14 protein-coding genes are annotated in these 16,760 nt (G+C 67.6%); 2 read left to right on the top strand and 12 right to left on the bottom strand.

What is annotated here, in order from left to right; genetic code table 11:
* Positions 1-27: 27 nt before the first annotated feature.
* From IPM49_07595 to IPM49_07570, 6 genes are all read right to left on the bottom strand, one after another.
* Positions 28-1,773, bottom strand: coding sequence for an ATPase (locus IPM49_07595; protein MBK9274389.1), 1,746 nt, complete (start codon positions 1,771-1,773; stop codon positions 28-30).
* Between the two features lie 86 nt (positions 1,774-1,859).
* Complete coding sequence (locus IPM49_07590; protein MBK9274388.1) at positions 1,860-4,331, bottom strand: hypothetical protein; 2,472 nt, start codon at positions 4,329-4,331, stop codon at positions 1,860-1,862.
* Positions 4,332-4,399: 68 nt separating this feature from the next.
* On the bottom strand, positions 4,400-5,002 hold the full coding sequence (locus IPM49_07585) for a ribonuclease HII (protein ID MBK9274387.1): 603 nt from the start codon (positions 5,000-5,002) through the stop codon (positions 4,400-4,402).
* Positions 4,999-6,135: a glycosyltransferase family 4 protein gene (locus IPM49_07580; protein ID MBK9274386.1), complete on the bottom strand. Its 1,137-nt coding sequence runs from the start codon at positions 6,133-6,135 to the stop codon at positions 4,999-5,001. Before IPM49_07580 ends, IPM49_07585 begins: the two co-directional genes overlap by 4 nt.
* Positions 6,136-6,415: 280 nt before the next feature.
* A complete protein-coding gene (locus IPM49_07575; GenBank protein MBK9274385.1) occupies positions 6,416-7,363 on the bottom strand; it encodes a T9SS type A sorting domain-containing protein in 948 nt (315 codons plus the stop codon).
* A gap of 226 nt (positions 7,364-7,589) precedes the next feature.
* Positions 7,590-8,348, bottom strand: a complete 759-nt coding sequence (locus tag IPM49_07570) for a hypothetical protein (GenBank protein ID MBK9274384.1) — start codon at positions 8,346-8,348, stop codon at positions 7,590-7,592.
* 86 nt (positions 8,349-8,434) lie between these two features.
* On the opposite strand from IPM49_07570, the gene IPM49_07565 reads away from it, so the two are divergent.
* Entirely contained in the window at positions 8,435-8,632 is a 198-nt protein-coding gene (locus IPM49_07565) for a hypothetical protein (GenBank protein ID MBK9274383.1), read from the top strand.
* On the opposite strand, the gene IPM49_07560 is transcribed toward IPM49_07565, so the two are convergent.
* The 5 genes from IPM49_07560 to IPM49_07540 form a co-directional block, all read right to left on the bottom strand.
* Positions 8,633-9,010, bottom strand: a complete 378-nt coding sequence (locus IPM49_07560; protein ID MBK9274382.1) for a hypothetical protein — start codon at positions 9,008-9,010, stop codon at positions 8,633-8,635.
* A 221-nt stretch (positions 9,011-9,231) separates the two neighbouring features.
* Complete coding sequence (locus tag IPM49_07555; protein ID MBK9274381.1) at positions 9,232-9,711, bottom strand: four helix bundle protein; 480 nt, start codon at positions 9,709-9,711, stop codon at positions 9,232-9,234.
* Positions 9,712-9,787: 76 nt separating this feature from the next.
* Positions 9,788-11,005, bottom strand: coding sequence for an alanine dehydrogenase (locus IPM49_07550; protein MBK9274380.1), 1,218 nt, complete (start codon positions 11,003-11,005; stop codon positions 9,788-9,790).
* A complete protein-coding gene (gene tsaE, locus IPM49_07545; GenBank protein MBK9274379.1) occupies positions 11,002-11,424 on the bottom strand; it encodes a tRNA (adenosine(37)-N6)-threonylcarbamoyltransferase complex ATPase subunit type 1 TsaE in 423 nt (140 codons plus the stop codon). The genes IPM49_07550 and tsaE overlap by 4 nt, the downstream gene beginning before the upstream one ends.
* A 3-nt stretch (positions 11,425-11,427) precedes the next feature.
* Complete coding sequence (locus tag IPM49_07540) at positions 11,428-12,981, bottom strand: PglZ domain-containing protein (protein ID MBK9274378.1); 1,554 nt, start codon at positions 12,979-12,981, stop codon at positions 11,428-11,430.
* Positions 12,982-13,060: 79 nt separating this feature from the next.
* On the opposite strand from IPM49_07540, the gene IPM49_07535 reads away from it, so the two are divergent.
* The gene (locus tag IPM49_07535; GenBank protein MBK9274377.1) at positions 13,061-14,281 is read left to right on the top strand and encodes an HD domain-containing protein; all 1,221 of its coding nucleotides are present in this window, start codon (positions 13,061-13,063) and stop codon (positions 14,279-14,281) included.
* Here IPM49_07535 and IPM49_07530 read toward each other — a convergent pair whose 3' ends face one another.
* On the bottom strand, positions 14,282-16,675 hold the full coding sequence (locus IPM49_07530; GenBank protein MBK9274376.1) for a hypothetical protein: 2,394 nt from the start codon (positions 16,673-16,675) through the stop codon (positions 14,282-14,284). It lies immediately after the preceding gene.
* Positions 16,676-16,760: the final 85 nt, after the last annotated feature.

The following is a 16,760-nucleotide window of genomic DNA, read 5'->3' as shown; positions in this document are numbered from 1 at the left end:
GCGCCGTAGCCCGGCGCGGGCGTTGGTTCAGTTGATCAGGATGTCCTCCTTGGGGTAGCGGTAGTTGCTCACCTCCACCTGCTTGAGCACGCCGATGAGCAGGGTGAGGGCGCTGACGCGGCCCACGAACATCACCAGGGTGAGGGCCACGCGTGCGGCATCGTCCAGTTCGGCAGTGATGCCTGTGGAGAGCCCCACGGTGCTGAAGGCGCTGAAGCACTCGAAGGCGATGGGCAGCAGGCCGAGGTCCTTCTCCAGGGAGGCCACCACGGTGACGGACACCCCCAGGAAGATGAGCGAGAGCACGATGGTGGCGAAGGCGCGGCGCACCGTCATGCTGCCGATCTCGCGGCCGCCGGTCTCCACCCGCTCGCGCCCGCGGCCCGTGCTGAAGATGTTGAACAGGGCCACCGCCGCCGTGCTGGTCTTGATGCCGCCGCCGGTGCTTCCCGGGCTGGCCCCGATGTACATCAGCAGAATGGTGATCATCAGCGTGGGCACCGTCAGGGTGCCGTAGTTCACCGTGTTGAAGCCGGCCGTGCGCGGGGTGACGCTGCCGAAGAAGCTGGTGGTGAGCTGCCCGAACCAGCCGCCGTGCTCGCGCAGGGCGTTGTCGCGCTCGAAGACCCAGAAGGCGATGGTGCCGAAGAGCAGCAGCCCCGCCGTGGTGAAGAGCACCAGCTTGGTGCTGAGCGTCACCACCCGCGGATACCGCTCGCAGGGCACGCCCAGGGTCCACTTGCGCACCCGTGCCCGCACCCAGAAGCGGAGGTAGTTGGCGAAGTTGAAGATGATGCCGAAGCCCAGGCCGCCGAAGACGATCATCACCGCCACCACCCACTGCAGCGCGTAGTTGAAGCGCATCACCGGATCGTACAGGCCGCTGGCGTACGTGCTGAAGCCGGCGTTGTTGAAGGCGCTGATGGCATGGAACACCGCGAAGAACAGGCGGTCGCTGAAGCTGGCGAACTGATCCTCCGGCACGGCCTGGAAGATGAACAGGGCCCCGATGGCCTCCACCGCAAGGGTGAAGAGGATCACCTGCACGATGAAACGGCGCGCACCGCCCAGGGTGGTGTTGCTGAGGTCACGGATGCGGAGCTGCTCCTCCAGCGAATTGCTGCCCTTGAAGAAGAAGGCGAAGAAGCTGGTGAAGGTCATCACCCCCAGCCCGCCCAGCTGCACCAGCAGCAGCAGGATCCACAGGCCCATCGGCGTCAGCGTGGTGCCCACGTCGAACACCGTGAGCCCGGTGACGCATACGGCGCTGGTGCTGGTGAACAGGGCTTCGATGAGGCCGAGCGGGCGCACCGCCGCCTTGGGCAGCATGAACAGGGCCGTGCCGATGGTGATCAGCAGGATGAAGCTGAAGGTGAAGAGCAGCGCCGGGCTCAGGGTGAAGCCGCCCCCGAGCTCCAGGCGGCTGAGCTCGATGAACACGAACAGGCCCAGGAAGATCAGGTTGCCCATCAGGCCCACGCCCTCCCACACCGGCAGCCCGATGGGGTGTGTGGCGAAGAAGCTGAGCCAGACCAGGAACCAGGCGATCTCGGCCTTGCGCGGACGCTGGCCCTTGAGCAGGGTGCGCAGGATGGCCCCGAACATCACGAAGCCCGCCCCGAACATCAGCCCGGTGAGCAGCTCCTGCCGCATGCCGCTGGTGGGCGCCTCGCCGCGATAGCCCAGCTCCAGCAAGGCCAGCAGGATGGTGAGCACCACCACCAGCAACCGCGTCAGGGCGACCACCTCGCGGCGGAGCACCGTGCGCAGCATCCAACGTCGGAGGGGACCTAGGGTCCGGTTCACCGGGACCGGGAAAGTGGGCAAACATAGGCGCAGCGGAGGCTAGTTGCCACCGCTCATCGTTCAGGTGCCGCTTGCCGGACCACCTCGGGCGCGCCCTCGGCCGGCAGCACCACCAGGTCCGGTCGCCCATCGCGCTCCAGATCGGTCAGGACGGCCGGGCCTTCCGCCGTGGCCTCGGCCACCGCGCGACCGCGCTCGTCCACCAGGCTCCAGGAGCCTCCCTTCCGCCGAACGGCCCACCACAGCCGGTCGCCCGAACGCACCGTCCGGGCGTCCTCCACATCGCCCGCTGCGGCCACGCCCTTCACGCGTCCACCGGCATCGCGCACGAACAGGCTGTCCGTGGTGGACCACCATACCGACCGGACCTTGCCGTCCACCACCTGGCCGATGGCCGTGGCGATCCGGGCCACCGAACGGGGCGTTCCGTCCAGCGTGGCCTCCTGCACGCCGCCGTCCGATGTGCGCCACACCACCGTGACGGCGTCGCCCGTGGCGGGGAGCACCGCCACCGGTCGCGCGGCCTCGGGCAGCTTCAGCCTGGGTGTGCTGCGCCGCACGCCGCGGCGGTCCAGGTGGTGCAGGGTGCCCGAGGCATCGGCGTACAGCAGGTGGTCCTTGCCGCGCACCCGCAGGTGATGCACGGAGCTGGCGATGGCCGTCGAGGCCTGTTCCGCCTCCCAACCCTTCACCGGACGCCCATCCGCGGCGAGGTTCAGCACCCGGCCATCGGCCATCGGCACCAGGATCCGCAGCTGGCCATCCCCATCGTAGTCGAAACAGGCCACGGGCGCGGAGGCCTCCGCGGCCAGCTTCACGGGGAAGCCGTCCACCGCCCGACCGTTGCGGTCGATCAGGTACAGCGTGCGTGCCGTCAGCGACAGCACTTGCAGCTTCCCGTTGTGATAGCGGTCCACCTGTAGCGCAGGGCCGAGCAGTGGGCCATCGAGCGGCACCTGCCACAGCACACGCCCACCGGGGGTGCGCAGGCTCAGGAGGCCGGCATGGTCCTGGACCAGCAGTTCCTGCGTGCCGTTCACGTGGTTGCGCACGGCCTGCACGTGAGCGATGCCCTGGTCCACCGTGGATGGGGTCACGGTCTCCGGCCTCATGGCGGGCGTGGCCTGCGGACGGATGCGGCCGGCGCGCAGGGCGATGCTGAGGTAGGCCTTCCTTCCGGTGGTGCGCATCCGCTGCACGAACAGCGTGCCCAGCTCGCTCCAGGGCCGCAGGTCGCCGAGGCTGTCGCCCACGGGGCGGTGCAGGGCGAGACCGCCGGCGCCAAGGTCGCACCACCAAGTGCCCTGGGCCGGTGCGGCCAGTTCGGCCAGTTCCGCGGCCACTGCCAGGTCGTTGCCCAGGGTATGACCGTCGACCAGCGCATCCACGGCCAGCCGGGCCGCCACGCTGTCCGAGGCCAGCAGGCACCAGTGCTCGTGCAGAACGCACCACGGTGCGCTGTCGCCCGGCAGGGCGGCCAGCTCGCGAAGGCCTTCCACCTGCATCATGAGCTTGCCCCGGTGCTCGCGGCGCGCCGCTTGGCCTGCCGCCAGGTCGCCCACCGCCAGGGCCGCATCCATGGGGTCGTCGGCATGCAGCACCGTCCACTGCAGCGGACCGTTCGGCCCGTTGGCGCGGGCAAGGACGCGGGTGGCATCATGCCAGTCGGTGAAGGTGGTGTCCGTGGGCAGGCTCACCTGTTCCAGCCAGCGCACCTCACCGGGCAGCACCCGCAGGGCGGGCAAGGGGTCCACCGCGGCCGAACCGTCGCTGGACGCGGCGGGCACGAGCACCCCGCTGGCGATGAGGCCCTCGGCGCGAGGCTCCAGGTCGAGCGCCAGCCATCCGGCATCGGTGGGCAGCGCGCTGAAGAGATCCCGCCAGGGTGCGGCCTTCGCCCACGCCGGGACCGTCCCGGTGCGGAGCAGGAGGTGGGCCGTGGCGTGGGCGCCCAGCGTGGTGCGGGCTTCCTGCAGCAGGCTGTCCGGGGTGGCGGTGCGTGCGTCCCGGGCGGCCATGGCGCGCAGCCGGTCGGCGTCAGGGCCGAAGAGCAGCAGACCGCGGTGCTCCAGCATGTGCCAGCCGCCGGGCATGCCCTCGCCCGCCAGGGCGACCGGTGTTCCGGGTGTGGTGCGTTGGGTGAGCGCGGACATCCACGCGTCCCGTGCGTCCGCGGTCATGGTGGCGATGACCACCACTTCGCCCGTTCCATCCGTCCCATCGCCCCAGGCGGCGAGCACCGGTGAACCGGCGAGGCGCTCGCGCACCGGGGCCAGTGCGGTGGACATCCGTTCGAGGGCGTTCAGGGCGGGCAGGTCCTTCAGCGCCGTGCCGAGCACGCTGCCGTGCGACCAGCGCTCCCAGGCCGCGGAGGCGTCGGGCAGGGCCAGCACGGCACGGGTCCCTTCGGGCAGCGACCGCCAGGGGTCCGCGGCGGGCGTGGTGGGACGCAGACCGCGCAGCAGCTGCCAGGCCCCGAAGCCGGTGAGGCCCAGGAGCACCAGCAGGATCACCGCGCGGCGCATCCCACAAAGCAAGGCCTCACCGGTCCCGCGTCCCGCGCCACTGCTGGTGCCGTTTGCACACGCCCGTGTTAGAAGAGCTCGCCCTGTGCGGGCAGCAGCGTGAAGCTGCGGCGGTGCCACACCGTGGGGCCGTGCGCGGCGATGGCCGACCGGTGGGCCGGCGTGGGGTAGCCCTTGTTCTCGGCCCAGCCGTAGGCCGGATGCGCGGCGTGCAACGCGTCCATCAGCGCATCGCGGTGCGTCTTGGCCAGGATGCTGGCGGCCGCGATGCTGCGGAAGCGCCCGTCGCCCTGCACCAGGCAGGTGTGCGGAATGCCCGGGTAGGGGATGAAGCGGTTCCCGTCGATCAGCAGGTGCTGCGGCCGCGCGCGCAGGGCGTCGATCGCGCGGTGCATGGCGGTGAAGGAGGCACGCAGGATGTTGATGGCGTCGATCTCCGCCGGACCCACTTCGGCCACGGCCCACGCCAGCGCCTTTTCCAGGATCAGCGGACGCAGGGCGTCGCGTTGGGCGGCGCTGAGCTTCTTGCTGTCGTCGAGGCCGGGGATGCGCACGCGGGGCGGCAGGATCACCGCAGCGGCCACCACAGGCCCCGCCAGGCAGCCCCGCCCGGCCTCGTCGCAGCCCGCCTCCAGCAGACCCCGGGTATGGAAGGCGGCCAGGCGGCTCATCGTCCGGCGTCCTTCAGCATGCGTTCGAACGAGGCCCACAGGTCCGTGGCGGCCCCATCCCAGGTGAAGCGGACCGAACGGGCGATGCCGGCCCGGCCCAACCGCTCGCGCAGGGCGGCATCGGCCACCACCTCGCGCAGGGCGCGGCTGATGTCGTCCACGCGGAAGGGGTCGCAATAGTGTGCCGCATCGCCGGCCACCTCGGGCAGGCTCGTGGCGCGTGCGGCCACCACGGGCACGCCGCAGCGCATGGCCTCGGCCACCGGGATGCCGAAGCCCTCGAAGTAGCTCACGAAGGCCAGCGCCAGCGCCCCGCCCAAGGCGCGGTGCAGGCGCTGCTGGTCCAACCGTCCGGTGAAGAGCACCCGGTCGCGGTGGCGCATGCCCTGCCAGGCCTGTTCCATGCGGCCGTCCCACCACATGCGCTCGCCCACGATCAGCAGGCGCAGGTCCGTGTCGCCGATGTCGGCCAGCGTGTCGAAGGCCTCCAGCAGACGCGCGATGTTCTTGCGCGGGTTCAGCGAGCCGATGCAGATCAGGTAGGGGTGGCCTTCGCTGAAGGTGCGCCGCGCGTCCTCCTGTTCGGCGATGCTCAGGGGCCGGAACACCTCGCCCACGCCATTGTACACCACATCGATCCGGTCAGCCGGGATGCCGTAGGTGCGCACGATGTCCTGCCGGGAGTGCTCGCTCACCGTGGCCAGGCGCCTGGCGTGGCGGGCATAGCGGGGGAACTGGCCGCGGTAGAAGGCGCGGTAGGCCTTCGGCAGGTCCTCCGGATGATGCTCGAAGTTGAGGTCGTGGATCACCGCCAGGGTGGGCACACGGCTGCGCAGGGCCAGGTAGCCGTCCGGCGAAAGGAAGGCGTCGGCCTTCAGGCGGCGCAGGGCACCGGGCAGCCGCAGGTCGAACCACAGGCGATACAGCAGGGGGTGCCGTGTGGGCGGCCACAGCACCACACCCTCCACGTTGTCCGCGTAGAGGAAGCGGCGGTCGAACGCGCGGTCGAAGAGGAAGAGGAAGCGGTGCTCGGGGTGGGCACGCACGATGCGCGAGAGGGTCTCGTGCGCGAACCAGCCGATGCCCTCCAGCTTGTCGGGCAGCAACAGCCGGGTGTTCACCGCGATGCGCATGGGGCAAAGGTGCGGCAGCTGGGACAACAGCGATGAGCGTCCCGGTGCTCGTGGCCTTCCGGTGCCTTGTATCCCGTGGGTCGGCCTACCACCCCGTAACCCTTCCTGTGCGCCCACAGCGTGCCATCACTGCGCAGGACGAGGCATGGTCGCGGAATGAACACAAGGAATGGGGTGGCACAGTGGCCGTGCGCCAGCGCTGGATATTCTTCGGCACCCTCGCCCCCGTTCACCCTCGCCCCTCTCGTCGCAAAAGGCGGCTCTCGTTCACCGCCCACGTTCACCGCACCGTCACCTTCCTGACCAGCGGTCCTTCGCCGGTCTCCAAGCGGAGCAGGTAAGCGCCGGGCACGAACGGGTCAAGGTCGATCCGGTGATGGGTCATGCCCGCTGCTGGCCGCTCGTTCAGAACGACCTTGCCGAGCATATCCGTCATCACGATGCGGTCCACGGGCACGCCGCTCGTGTTCGCGATGTTCAGCACGTCTTCGGCCGGATTCGGCCAGATGCGGATGGAGCTGCCCAGGAGGTCCGGGATGGTCGTCGTACCACCCTGCACGGTGAACTGGATCACCGGGCGTCGATCGTTGATGTTCGTGTTGTTCATGGTGCTGGACAGTGTGGCGGGCAAACTGGTGTTCCCGCTGGCATAGATCCGGTCCACCACAGTGGTGTTCACCCATTCGAACGCTCCCGTGGCGATGGGTGCGGGCACGGTGGAGATGTCCCACTCGGTGAGGATCTCCAGGGATCCGCCCGTGTATTGGAACGGGGTGTCGAGGGTGAAGTCGATGTAGTTGGGGCTGGCCGTGGCCGGGATGGATTGGGCATTCTCGCTGTACACCTGGGTGGCGCCCAAGCTCAGGTCGGCCCATGGTTCCGTTGCATTGGCATAGGCAGCGGCGGTGGAGTTCTTCATGTAGATGGTGAAGAGCGCCGGTCCGGCGGCGGAATTGGGCGTGTCCTTCATCCAGCCCACCGCGTTGATCGTGGTGCCGGCGGTGATCCCTGCCGCAGCCAGTTCGGCCTGCGTGTAGAGGTATGCGAACCTGCTGTACCGGTAGAAGAGCGTGGAGGACATGTAGATGGGCCCCACGGCGTACAAGGGGGTGTTCGGCGCACCGGTGGCGATCTCCACCACCTGGGCGTCCGCCCGGAAAGCAGCCCCGGCTTGAAGGGCCAACAGCACTGTTGTGACAAGGCTCCGACGTGTAATGAAGAGGTTCATGGTTCGGTGATGGGTTGAATGGAGCGGATCAGCCCGTAGGCCGACCTCCTGACGTACGGCTCTAGTAAAAGTACGGTATCGCTTAAGATGGCACGGCGCAGCGCACGCGGTCGTGCTCAACGGTGAGCGGCTGAGCGGACCAGGCGGAGCCGGTGAACGGGGGAGAGCATGAACGGGTGCGTGAGCCTAGGCCGTCCCTGCCACCCTCGCAGTTCCGATCCATCCCTCACCACCCCGTTACCAGCAAGCGTCGCGCGCCGGATGGTCCGCATTTCTGGTAGCGGTCGTAGGCCATGGCCGCGCGCTCGCGCACCTGGGCGGCGGTCTCCCGGCGCACCCAGCCCTCCAGGGCGGCGCGCAGCGTGTAGGCCTCCGGCGCCATCAGGCCGGTGGTCCACAGCAGGGGTGTGGCGTTCGTGGCGCGCAGCGGTCCCTGGAAGTACGAGCGGCTCACACAGGCCAGGATGATCACCTCGCGCGGGTTGCTCGCCGGCCCCGTGAAGTCGCGGTCCAGTTGGAAGTCCATGAGCCCATCGTGACCGGCATACGCGATGAGCTGCGCCGCACCACCGGCCTGCACCGTGGTCCCGTCCACGGTGACGGCGCGGGCTCCGGCCCCGCTGGCGTAGCGCAGCAGGTCCTCGGTGGCCTCGCGGATGTGGCGGCCGTCGTAGGCCTCGGCGATCAGCACCACGGCGCTGTCCCGATGGCGCCACGCGACGCGGTCCAGGATATGGGCCTCCACAGCCTTGTCGCAGGGCACACGCACCCATTCCGCGGCCTTGTTGAAGTGGGTGCGCACACCAAAGGCCGCCCCCCAGTAAAGGTTGCCGGTGGGGTCCTGCCCGTTGCCCAGGTGGCCGGGCACCTTCACGATGCCCTGGTGCACGTTGTCGCACAGGGCCACCAGCACGTGCACCACGCGCACCGCCTGGGCCTGCGCCGAGTGGACGAGCAGTAGCGCGATCGGGATCAGTGTTCGCATGGTGCAGCAACGCAGCACGGTGCCCGTCGCGTATGCGGTGACCCGGGTCACACGGAGCCGGGCGGATGGCTGTGCACCTTTGCGGCATGGAACGTCGGCTGCCGTGGATCGTGGTGGCGGTGCTGCTGGGCGCCGCGGGTGGCTATGCATGGTGGCACTGGTACGGCTGCACCAACGGTTGCCTGATCACCAGTGTGTGGTGGCGCAGTTCCCTCTACGGCGCGGTGATGGGCTACCTGACGCTGGGCCTGGTGTGGCCGCACAAGCCGAAGGCGGATACCTGATCACTCCACGCGCACCAGGGTGGCGGTGCTGTCGCGCCGGTGGTCCTCGAAGACCTGCACCTCCAGGGTGAGCGTGTCCCGCCCCACCGGTGTCCTCAGCGTATAGAACAGACTGTCGCCGCTGCGCCGGGTGCGGGGCAGCAGCACTTCGCTGTGGGGCACCGCCTGGCGCACACCGGCGAGGTCGAGCCCGCGGGCGGCGAGGGCGGCACCGGCCCTGTCGGTGCTGCGCACCAGGGTGGCGGCCACGCGCAGCTTGATGCGCTCGCGCGGGGTCCACGCCGCGTTGGTGAGGCGCTCACCGAAGGACCACCAGGCCAGGCCGCCGCCGATGAGCAGCCCGATGGCGTAGAGCAGAAGACGGCGGGTGAGCGTCATGAGGCGGCGGTAAAGATCGGACCGGACGGGAACGTGTGGTCATATGGACATGTGCTCATGTGCTCATGTGGGCATGGGCCCATGTGTCCATGTGAACATGTGCCCATGTGCTCATGTGGGCATCAGGCTTTCTCGCAGGGCGGGACAAGTTGTGGGCATGTGAACTCAGGGTATCTGCCGAGCGGGCATCTGGTATTCCGAGCCAGGTAGTTCGGCTGCTCTCAGCCCTCGTTCCGGTCCATTTTTCGCCGGCGTTGCGACCGTTCCCGCTTCAACCGTTCGATGCTCGTGCTCAGGATCGCGTTGAACAGAGGGAACAACGCCTTCGTGCTTCGCACAAGTTCCGGGTCGTGGGGATAGTGCGCCTTGAGGTGGCAGAGGTCCAGCCGGTAGTCGGTCTCCTCCAGTTCCTGATGGGCCACCTTCATTTTGTTGATGAAAGCCTTCAAGCTCTGAGCACCTTGTGCCTCGCGCACGTGCGACCCTACTGAGGTCCCGCTACGGAGGATCTGGTCCGCGAATACCGCATTGACCTTCACCAGCGCCTCGGCGTAGTCCATGACCCGGCTGGCAAGCGCAAAGGTCTCATCCACCACGGGGTTCCGCCGTCCCGGTGCAGCGCCGTAGGTCATCCCCGGCTCTGAAGCCGCGCTGCTTCCGAAGGAAGCCAGCCACTCCAAGGCATCGAACTCGGATCGCATCGGATCAGGGATCTGAATGAGCACATGTTCACATGGACACAACTTGTCCCGCCCTGCGGGATGCGCACATGTGGATCTAAAAGGCCGCCAGCAGGATGTCCAGGTCCTTGTAAGGCAGCTTGAAGGCCTCGCCGAGGATGGGGCTGGTGAGCGAGCCGTTGTACAGGTACACGCCGTGGCGCAGGCCGAGGTTGGTCTTGATGAGATCCTCGAAGCCGCCCTTGTCGCCCATGCTCAGTAGCAGGGGGCCGAAGATGTTGCTGAGGGCATAGCTGGCGGTGCGGGGCACGCGGCTGGCGATGTTGGGCACGCAGTAGTGGATCACCCCGTAGCGCTTGTACACCGGATCGGTGTGGGTGGTGACCTCGCTGGTCTCGAAGGTGCCGCCGCGGTCGATGCTGATGTCCACGATCACCGAGCCGGCCTTCATGTCGCGCACCATCTCCTCGGTGACGACCATGGGGGTGCGGCCCTGTTCGGGGCGGAGGGCGCCGATGGCCACGTCGGCATGGCGCAGGGCCTTCTTGAGATCCTCGGGCTGGATGACGCTGGTCCAGAGGCGGTGGCCCAGGTCGTTCTGCAGGCGGCGCAGGCGATAGATGCTCTTGTCGAAGAGCTTCACGCTGGCGCCGGTGCCCAGGGCGGCGCGGCAGGCGAACTCGCCCACGGTGCCCGCACCGATGATCACCACTTCGGCGGGGGCCACCCCGCTGATGCCGCCGAGCATGAGGCCCGGTCCCCCGCGCTCGGCGCTGAGGTATTCGCCGGCGATCTGGATGCTGGTGGTGCCGGCGATCTCGCCCATGGCCCGCACGATGGGGTAGATGCCCTCGCGGTCCTTGATGAAGTCCCAGGCCACGGCCGTCATGCGCTTCTCCATCATGCGGCGCAGCGTGTCCTTGGGCTGCACGGTGAGTTGCAGGGCGCTGATGAGGATCTGGCGGTGGCGCAGCATCTCGATCTCGCGGTGGCTGGGCGGGGCCACCTTCAGGATGAGGTCGGCCTTGAAGACCTCCTCGGCGCTCTCCACCACCTGGGCGCCGGCCTCGCTGTAGTCGCTGTCCTGGAACTGCACGGCGCGGCCCGTGTCGCGCTCGATCAGCACCTGGTGGCCGCGGCCGGTGAGCACGGCCACGCTCTGGGGGGTCAGCGGCACGCGGTGCTCCTGGAAGCTGGTCTCCTTGGGGATGCCGATGAAGAGGCTCTTGCGGCGCCGGCCCACCTCCAGCACCTCCTCCTGGGGCAGGAGGGTCACTTCGCGGGCCAGCTGCTTGAGGAGTTCGCTGCTGCTCATGGCTCCAGGTGGATGGCGCGGGTGCCGTCGGTGATCACCTCGAAGCGCACCTGCACGGTGTCCGCCGGCAGCTGCCCCTTGGCCAGCTCGGGCCACTCCACGAAGCAGTAGCTGCCGCTGTCGATGTACTCCCCGAAGCCGATGCCCTCCAGTTCGCGGGCGTCCTTCAGGCGGAAGAGGTCGAAGTGGTACACCGGCCCGCGGCGCTCGCTGCGATACTCGTTCACCAGGGCGAAGCTGGGGCTGGTGGCCTCGTCCTCCACGCCCAGCTCAGCGCAGAGGGCCTTGATGAGGGTGGTCTTGCCCGCGCCCAGCTCACCGCGGAAGGCGAACACGCGGCGCTGCGGACAGGCGTGCAACATGGCGGCGGCCAGCTCGGCGGCCTCTTCGGGGCGCTGCATCACGAGGATCGTGCTCATCGCTCAGCGGGGGTTCAACACCACCACCGGCACCATCATCTCTTCCATGGAGATGCCCCCATGCTGGAAGGTGTGGCGGTAGTAGTTGACGAAGTGGTTGTAGTTGTTGGGGTACACGAAGAAGGCGTCGTGCTTGGCGAAGATGTAGGTGGAGCTCACGTTCGCCCGGGGCAGGAAGGCCTTCGCCGGGTCCTTCACCACCAGCACCTCGCGCTCCTCGTAGGTGAGGTTGCGGCCGTGCTTGTAGCGCAGGTTGGTGTTGGTGTTGCGGTCACCCACCACCTTGCTGGGGCTCTCCACGCGGATGGTGCCGTGGTCGGTGGTGATCACCAGACGGCCCTTGCGGGCGGCGATGCCCAGCAGCACGTCGCGCAGCGGGCTGTGCTCGAACCAGCTCTTGGTGATGCTCCGGTAGGCGGCATCGTCCTCGGCCAGTTCCCGGATCACCTCCATCTCGGTGCGGGCGTGGCTCAGCATGTCCACGAAGTTGTAGACGATGACGTTGAGGGCGTTGCCCATCAGGTTGTCGATGCTCTCGGCCAGCTTGCGGCCCTGCGCCAGGGAGGTGATCTTGTGGTAGCTGTGCTTCACGCCCTTGCCCAGGCGCTGCAGCTGCCCGGCCAGGAACTCCTCCTCGTGCGCGTTCTTGCTGCCCTCGGCGTCCTCGCTGATCCATTTGCCGGGGAACCGCTTCTCGATCTCGCCAGGCATCATGCCGGCGAAGAGGGCGTTGCGGGCGTACTGCGTGGCGGTGGGCAGGATGCTGAAGAAGAGGTCCTGCTCCTCCACGCGGAAGTGCTCGTTGATGATGGGCTCCAGCACCCGCCACTGGTCCAGCCGCAGGTTGTCGATCAGCACCATGAAGAGCGGCGCGCGCTTTTCGTCGATCAGGGGCGCCACCTTGGCCTTGAAGAGGGTGTGGCTCTGAAGCGGCACATCGTCGCCCTTGCCGTTCACCCAGTCCACGTAGTTGCGTTCCACGAAGCGGCAGAACTGGTCGTTGGCCTCTCGCCACTGGCTGCGCAGGATCTCGGCCATGCCGGGGTCGGCGTTGCGGTTCAGCTCCAGCTCCCAGCGCACCAGCTCCTGGTACAGGTCCTTCCAGTCGCTCGTGCTCAGGCGGTCGCCCAGGCGCATGCCCAGCTGGCGGAACTGCTGCTGGTAGTCGCTGGTCACCTTCTCGCTCACCAATCGGCGGCCGTCGAGGTGCTTCTTCAGCGCCAGCAGGATCTGGTTGGGGTTCACGGGCTTGATCAGGTAGTCGCTGATCTTGCTGCCGATGGCCTCCTCCATGATGTGCTCCTCCTCGCTCTTGGTGATCATCACCACGGGCGTCTGGGGACGCAGGCCCTTGAGGCGCGACAGGGTCTCCAGCCCGCTGAGGCCGGGCATGTTCTCGTCCAGGAACACGATGTCGTACTCCCTGGCGCCCACCTTCTCCACGGCGTCGAGCCCGTTGTTCACGGTGTCCACCGTGTAACCCTTCTCCTGGAGGAACATCACATGGGGCCGCAGCAGGTCGATCTCGTCGTCGGCCCAAAGGATGTTCACGTTCATGGTCGGGAGGTTGCGCCGCCGGGCGGCTATTTTCGGCCCGTGAAGGTACGGCGGTGGCGCCGACCCCGATCCCCATCGCGTGGCCCGCAAGATCCTCAACGACCCCATCTACGGGTTCATCACCGTGCCGGACGCGCTGGTGCTGCGGCTCATCGACCACCCGTGGTTCCAGCGGCTGCGCTACATCAAGCAGCTGGGGCTGTCGCACCTGGTGTACCCCGGCGCCCTGCACACCCGTTTCCACCATGCGCTGGGGGCCATGCACCTCATGGGCCAGGCCATCGAGGTGCTGCGCGGCAAGGGCCACGCCATCAGCGAGGCCGAAGCGCAGGGCGCCGCCATCGCCATTCTGCTGCACGACGTGGGCCACGGCCCCTTCAGCCACGCGCTGGAGACCAGCATTGTGCAGGACGTGGGCCACGAGGCGGTGAGCGCCCGCGTGATGGACGCGCTGGACACGGAGTTCAACGGGGCGCTGGCCCTGGGCCTGGCCATCTTCCGCGACGCGCACCCGCGCCACTTCCTGCACCAGCTGGTGAGCAGCCAGCTCGACGTGGACCGCATGGACTACCTCAACCGCGACAGCTTCTACACCGGCGTCAGCGAAGGGGTCATCGGCGGCGACCGCATCATCAAGATGCTGGAGGTGGTGGACGACCGGCTGGTGGTGGAGGAGAAGGCCATCTACAGCATCGAGAAGTTCATCGTGGCGCGGCGCCTGATGTACTGGCAGGTGTACCTGCACAAGACCGTGGTGAGCGCGGAGGTGATGCTGGTGGAGGCGCTGCGCCGTGCCCGCGACCTGGCCGAGGGGGGCGCCGACCTCTTCGCCAGCCCGGCGCTGCTGCGCTTCCTGCGGGGCCGCCACGACCTGGGCGGCTTCGACGACCCGGCGGTGCTGGCCGACTTCCTGCGGCTGGACGATCACGACATCATGGGCGCGGTGAAGGTGTGGGCCCAGCACCCCGACCCCGCCCTGGGGCGTCTCTGCGCGGACATCGTGGAGCGCCGCACCTTCCGCATCCGCCTGCAGGACCGGCCGTGGGACGATGAGCGGCAGCAGGAGCTGAAGGAGCAGGTGGCGCGCACGCTGGGCATCCCCCTGGCGCAAGCCGACCACTTCGTGCTGCACGGCCGCATCGTCAACAACGCGTACGACGACACGCGGCAGCGCATCGAGCTCCTCTACAAGGACGGCAGCCTGCGCGACATCGCCGCCGCCAGCGACAACTTCGGCATCCAGGCCATGGCGCGGCCGGTGGAGAAGTGGTACCTGGCGTGGCCGCGGTGGGTGGGGTGATCACCGTTTCGTGAACCGCACTGTCCGCGAACCCTCCGGTCCCGTCAGCCTGATCGCCTGGATACCCGGGGCACAACGGTCCAAGGGCACCTGGAACACCGGACCATCCACTGACCCGGTCAGTACCGTTCGACCTTGCGCATCGACCACCGACCAATCCGACCAGGACCGCCGTGCGCCGCATACCACAGTCACGACGTCCTCGGCCGGGTTGGGGTACAGCTGAACATCCCCGCTGCCGATGACCGGCAGACCGGTCTGCACATCCACACGCAGGATGGCCGGCTCCGTGATCACCGGTGGGTTCAGGTCGAAGAAAATGTTGGCGCGGTTACTGATGCTGTCACCGATCGACAGGCCGGGGATCACCTTCATCCGGAAGAGCACGAAGCCTTGGCTCCGGATGGGATCGCTTGCGCTGTCGGGCAGGTGGATGTCGTCGTGGATGAAGGAGAGCACATCGCCCGTGCAGCTCCAGGTCATGGTATGGCTGCTGGCAAGCACCTGCACGGTGGAGCGGTCCAGCCGGTGGTCCAGCGTGTCCGTGATCACCACCCGCAAGGCTTCCGCGTTGCCGCAGTTCTGGAACCGGACGCGGTAGGTGAACCACGGATCGAACTGAAGTTCCGCCGGCGACACCACCGCAGGCTCCACCTGCTTGTCGTTCGGGTCATAGGAATTGAGCGTGCTCGACAGGAAAATGGCCTGGTCGTCGAGCGGCGTCTGGTCGCCCACGGTCGGGTCCACCTGGGCTGTACGAAGCACCGGGGTACCGAACGGCGTGGAGCCGAGGACCTCCAGCACCAGATCCACAGATCTCCACATGCCTGCGGGGATCGATCCCAGCTCCCATGTGAGGGTCGCTCCATTGATCGTGGTGGGCGCCGGCGTGCTGCTGACGAGCTGATCCACCGTATCCAAGGTGAGGGTGAGCGTGGCGATGACCGGCACCGTGCCCGCATTGTGCACGGCGGCCCACATCGGCACAGGCAGTCCGCTCCGGGGGGTGGGCCCGGCCAGGTGCACGCGGAGGTCCTGCATGCTTGGGGTCAGCACATGGCCGAAGTGGTTCAGGCTGTCCATGTCGCCCGGTGCGAGCAGGTTGGCCGTATGGCTGGCCGGCAGCACCGAACTCACGTATGGGTGCGGTGCGCTGCTGAGCACATGGTTCCCGGTGCCGGGATCGAACCGGAAGAAGCCCGTGCTGTCCGCGCCCACCATCGACGCACCGGGATCCACCCGGATGGTGGCGTTCGGGAACGGCGGCTCACCGGGATCCAGCTGCCCATCGAGGTCCAGGTCCTCGTAAGCGATACCTGAAACGGCATTCGCCGCGCAGGACGGATCGAACACCGCACACGGTCGAACACGAAGGACATCCGGGTCGATGAGAAAAGCCGTGGTCGGCAGGTTGGGCAGGCAGGTGATACCCGTTCCGCCCACATAGACGTTCATGGTGTCATGGAGCCAGGGAAGACAGTACACGAGCGGGCAGTTCCACACGGAGAACGAATTCAATCGCGCCGGGATGGTATCGGGAAGCACCTCCAGGAGCGGGCACACACCGACATCGAAAACCCTCGTGTTCGCACCGAGGCTCTGGATCGCCGTCAGCCCGGGAATATCGATCAGCGCGATCTCCGCGAGGTCATCCGGGACCGGAGGCATAGCACCGGACAGTGAAACGTAGAACAGCTGCAGATCGCGGAGAGAGTCTGGCCAGGCCGGCCAGGTGTTGAGCCCGGGGACCTGATGCATCCAGAAGGAACGCAGCTCATTGGGAAGCGTTGGAAAGCCGATCAGCAGGGGGCAATTGAAGACTTTGAGCAGACGCAGGCCATTGGGAAGTGACGGCAGCGCGGTCATCAGCGGGAGATCCCTTACCCAAAGGTCACGCAGACCAGGTGGCAGGGCTGGGAAGTTCACCAAAGGGACAGAGGCCAAGCTGAAGCCTTCGAGTGATGCTGGCAGCGGCCCTATGGAGATCAGTGAGCCACCGTCGATATCCAAGAAGCGCAGGGCCGGTGGAAGACCTGTCACCTGCTCAAGTCCGCCCATATACTCCAACCGCAGTCGCCGCAGACTGTCCGGCCACACCGAAATGCTCGGCTGCACCATGACATCCAGCGCACCGATCGCTAGTTGCCGGACGTTCGGCAGGGCCTCGAGCCCGGTGAGGTCGGAGTTCGGCCAATTGATCAACAGTCCGTAGATCGTATCCTGGATCCCCGGATGCGATGGATCGAACCAGCCCAGCGCGTCCACACAGCCGCTGGCCTGGGCGTTGAACCATACGCGCAGGTTGGTATCCGGAACGAAGACCGGCTGCGCTGAACCGATGCCGCACGTAGCGAGCAGCACGATGATGGAAAGCACCCGGACGAAAGCGCGCATCGTTGATCTGTGTGGTGTCGAAGCTAGTGAACACGAACTTCGCCTCGAGGCGATCCCCGACCTTCGCCATCCGCGTTCCGCATCA

Source organism: Flavobacteriales bacterium (assembly GCA_016715895.1).
In the GTDB taxonomy this organism is placed as follows: Bacteria; Bacteroidota; Bacteroidia; order Flavobacteriales_F; family PHOS-HE28; genus PHOS-HE28.
This window is presented reverse-complemented; position numbering and strand designations above follow the sequence as displayed.

Bases quoted from the DNA above. Each gene is read 5' to 3' on its own strand.
- IPM49_07595 (MBK9274389.1), bottom strand. From the start codon at position 1,773: ATGCTGCGCACGGTGCTCCGCCGCGAGGTGGTCGCCCTGACGCGGTTG.
- IPM49_07590 (MBK9274388.1), bottom strand. From the start codon at position 4,331: ATGCGCCGCGCGGTGATCCTGCTGGTGCTCCTGGGCCTCACCGGCTTC.
- IPM49_07585 (MBK9274387.1), bottom strand. From the start codon at position 5,002: ATGAGCCGCCTGGCCGCCTTCCATACCCGGGGTCTGCTGGAGGCGGGC.
- IPM49_07580 (MBK9274386.1), bottom strand. From the start codon at position 6,135: ATGCGCATCGCGGTGAACACCCGGCTGTTGCTGCCCGACAAGCTGGAG.
- IPM49_07575 (MBK9274385.1), bottom strand. From the start codon at position 7,363: ATGAACCTCTTCATTACACGTCGGAGCCTTGTCACAACAGTGCTGTTG.
- IPM49_07570 (MBK9274384.1), bottom strand. From the start codon at position 8,348: ATGCGAACACTGATCCCGATCGCGCTACTGCTCGTCCACTCGGCGCAG.
- IPM49_07565 (MBK9274383.1), top strand. From the start codon at position 8,435: ATGGAACGTCGGCTGCCGTGGATCGTGGTGGCGGTGCTGCTGGGCGCC.
- IPM49_07560 (MBK9274382.1), bottom strand. From the start codon at position 9,010: ATGACGCTCACCCGCCGTCTTCTGCTCTACGCCATCGGGCTGCTCATC.
- IPM49_07555 (MBK9274381.1), bottom strand. From the start codon at position 9,711: ATGCGATCCGAGTTCGATGCCTTGGAGTGGCTGGCTTCCTTCGGAAGC.
- IPM49_07550 (MBK9274380.1), bottom strand. From the start codon at position 11,005: ATGAGCAGCAGCGAACTCCTCAAGCAGCTGGCCCGCGAAGTGACCCTC.
- tsaE (MBK9274379.1), bottom strand. From the start codon at position 11,424: ATGAGCACGATCCTCGTGATGCAGCGCCCCGAAGAGGCCGCCGAGCTG.
- IPM49_07540 (MBK9274378.1), bottom strand. From the start codon at position 12,981: ATGAACGTGAACATCCTTTGGGCCGACGACGAGATCGACCTGCTGCGG.
- IPM49_07530 (MBK9274376.1), bottom strand. From the start codon at position 16,675: ATGCGCGCTTTCGTCCGGGTGCTTTCCATCATCGTGCTGCTCGCTACG.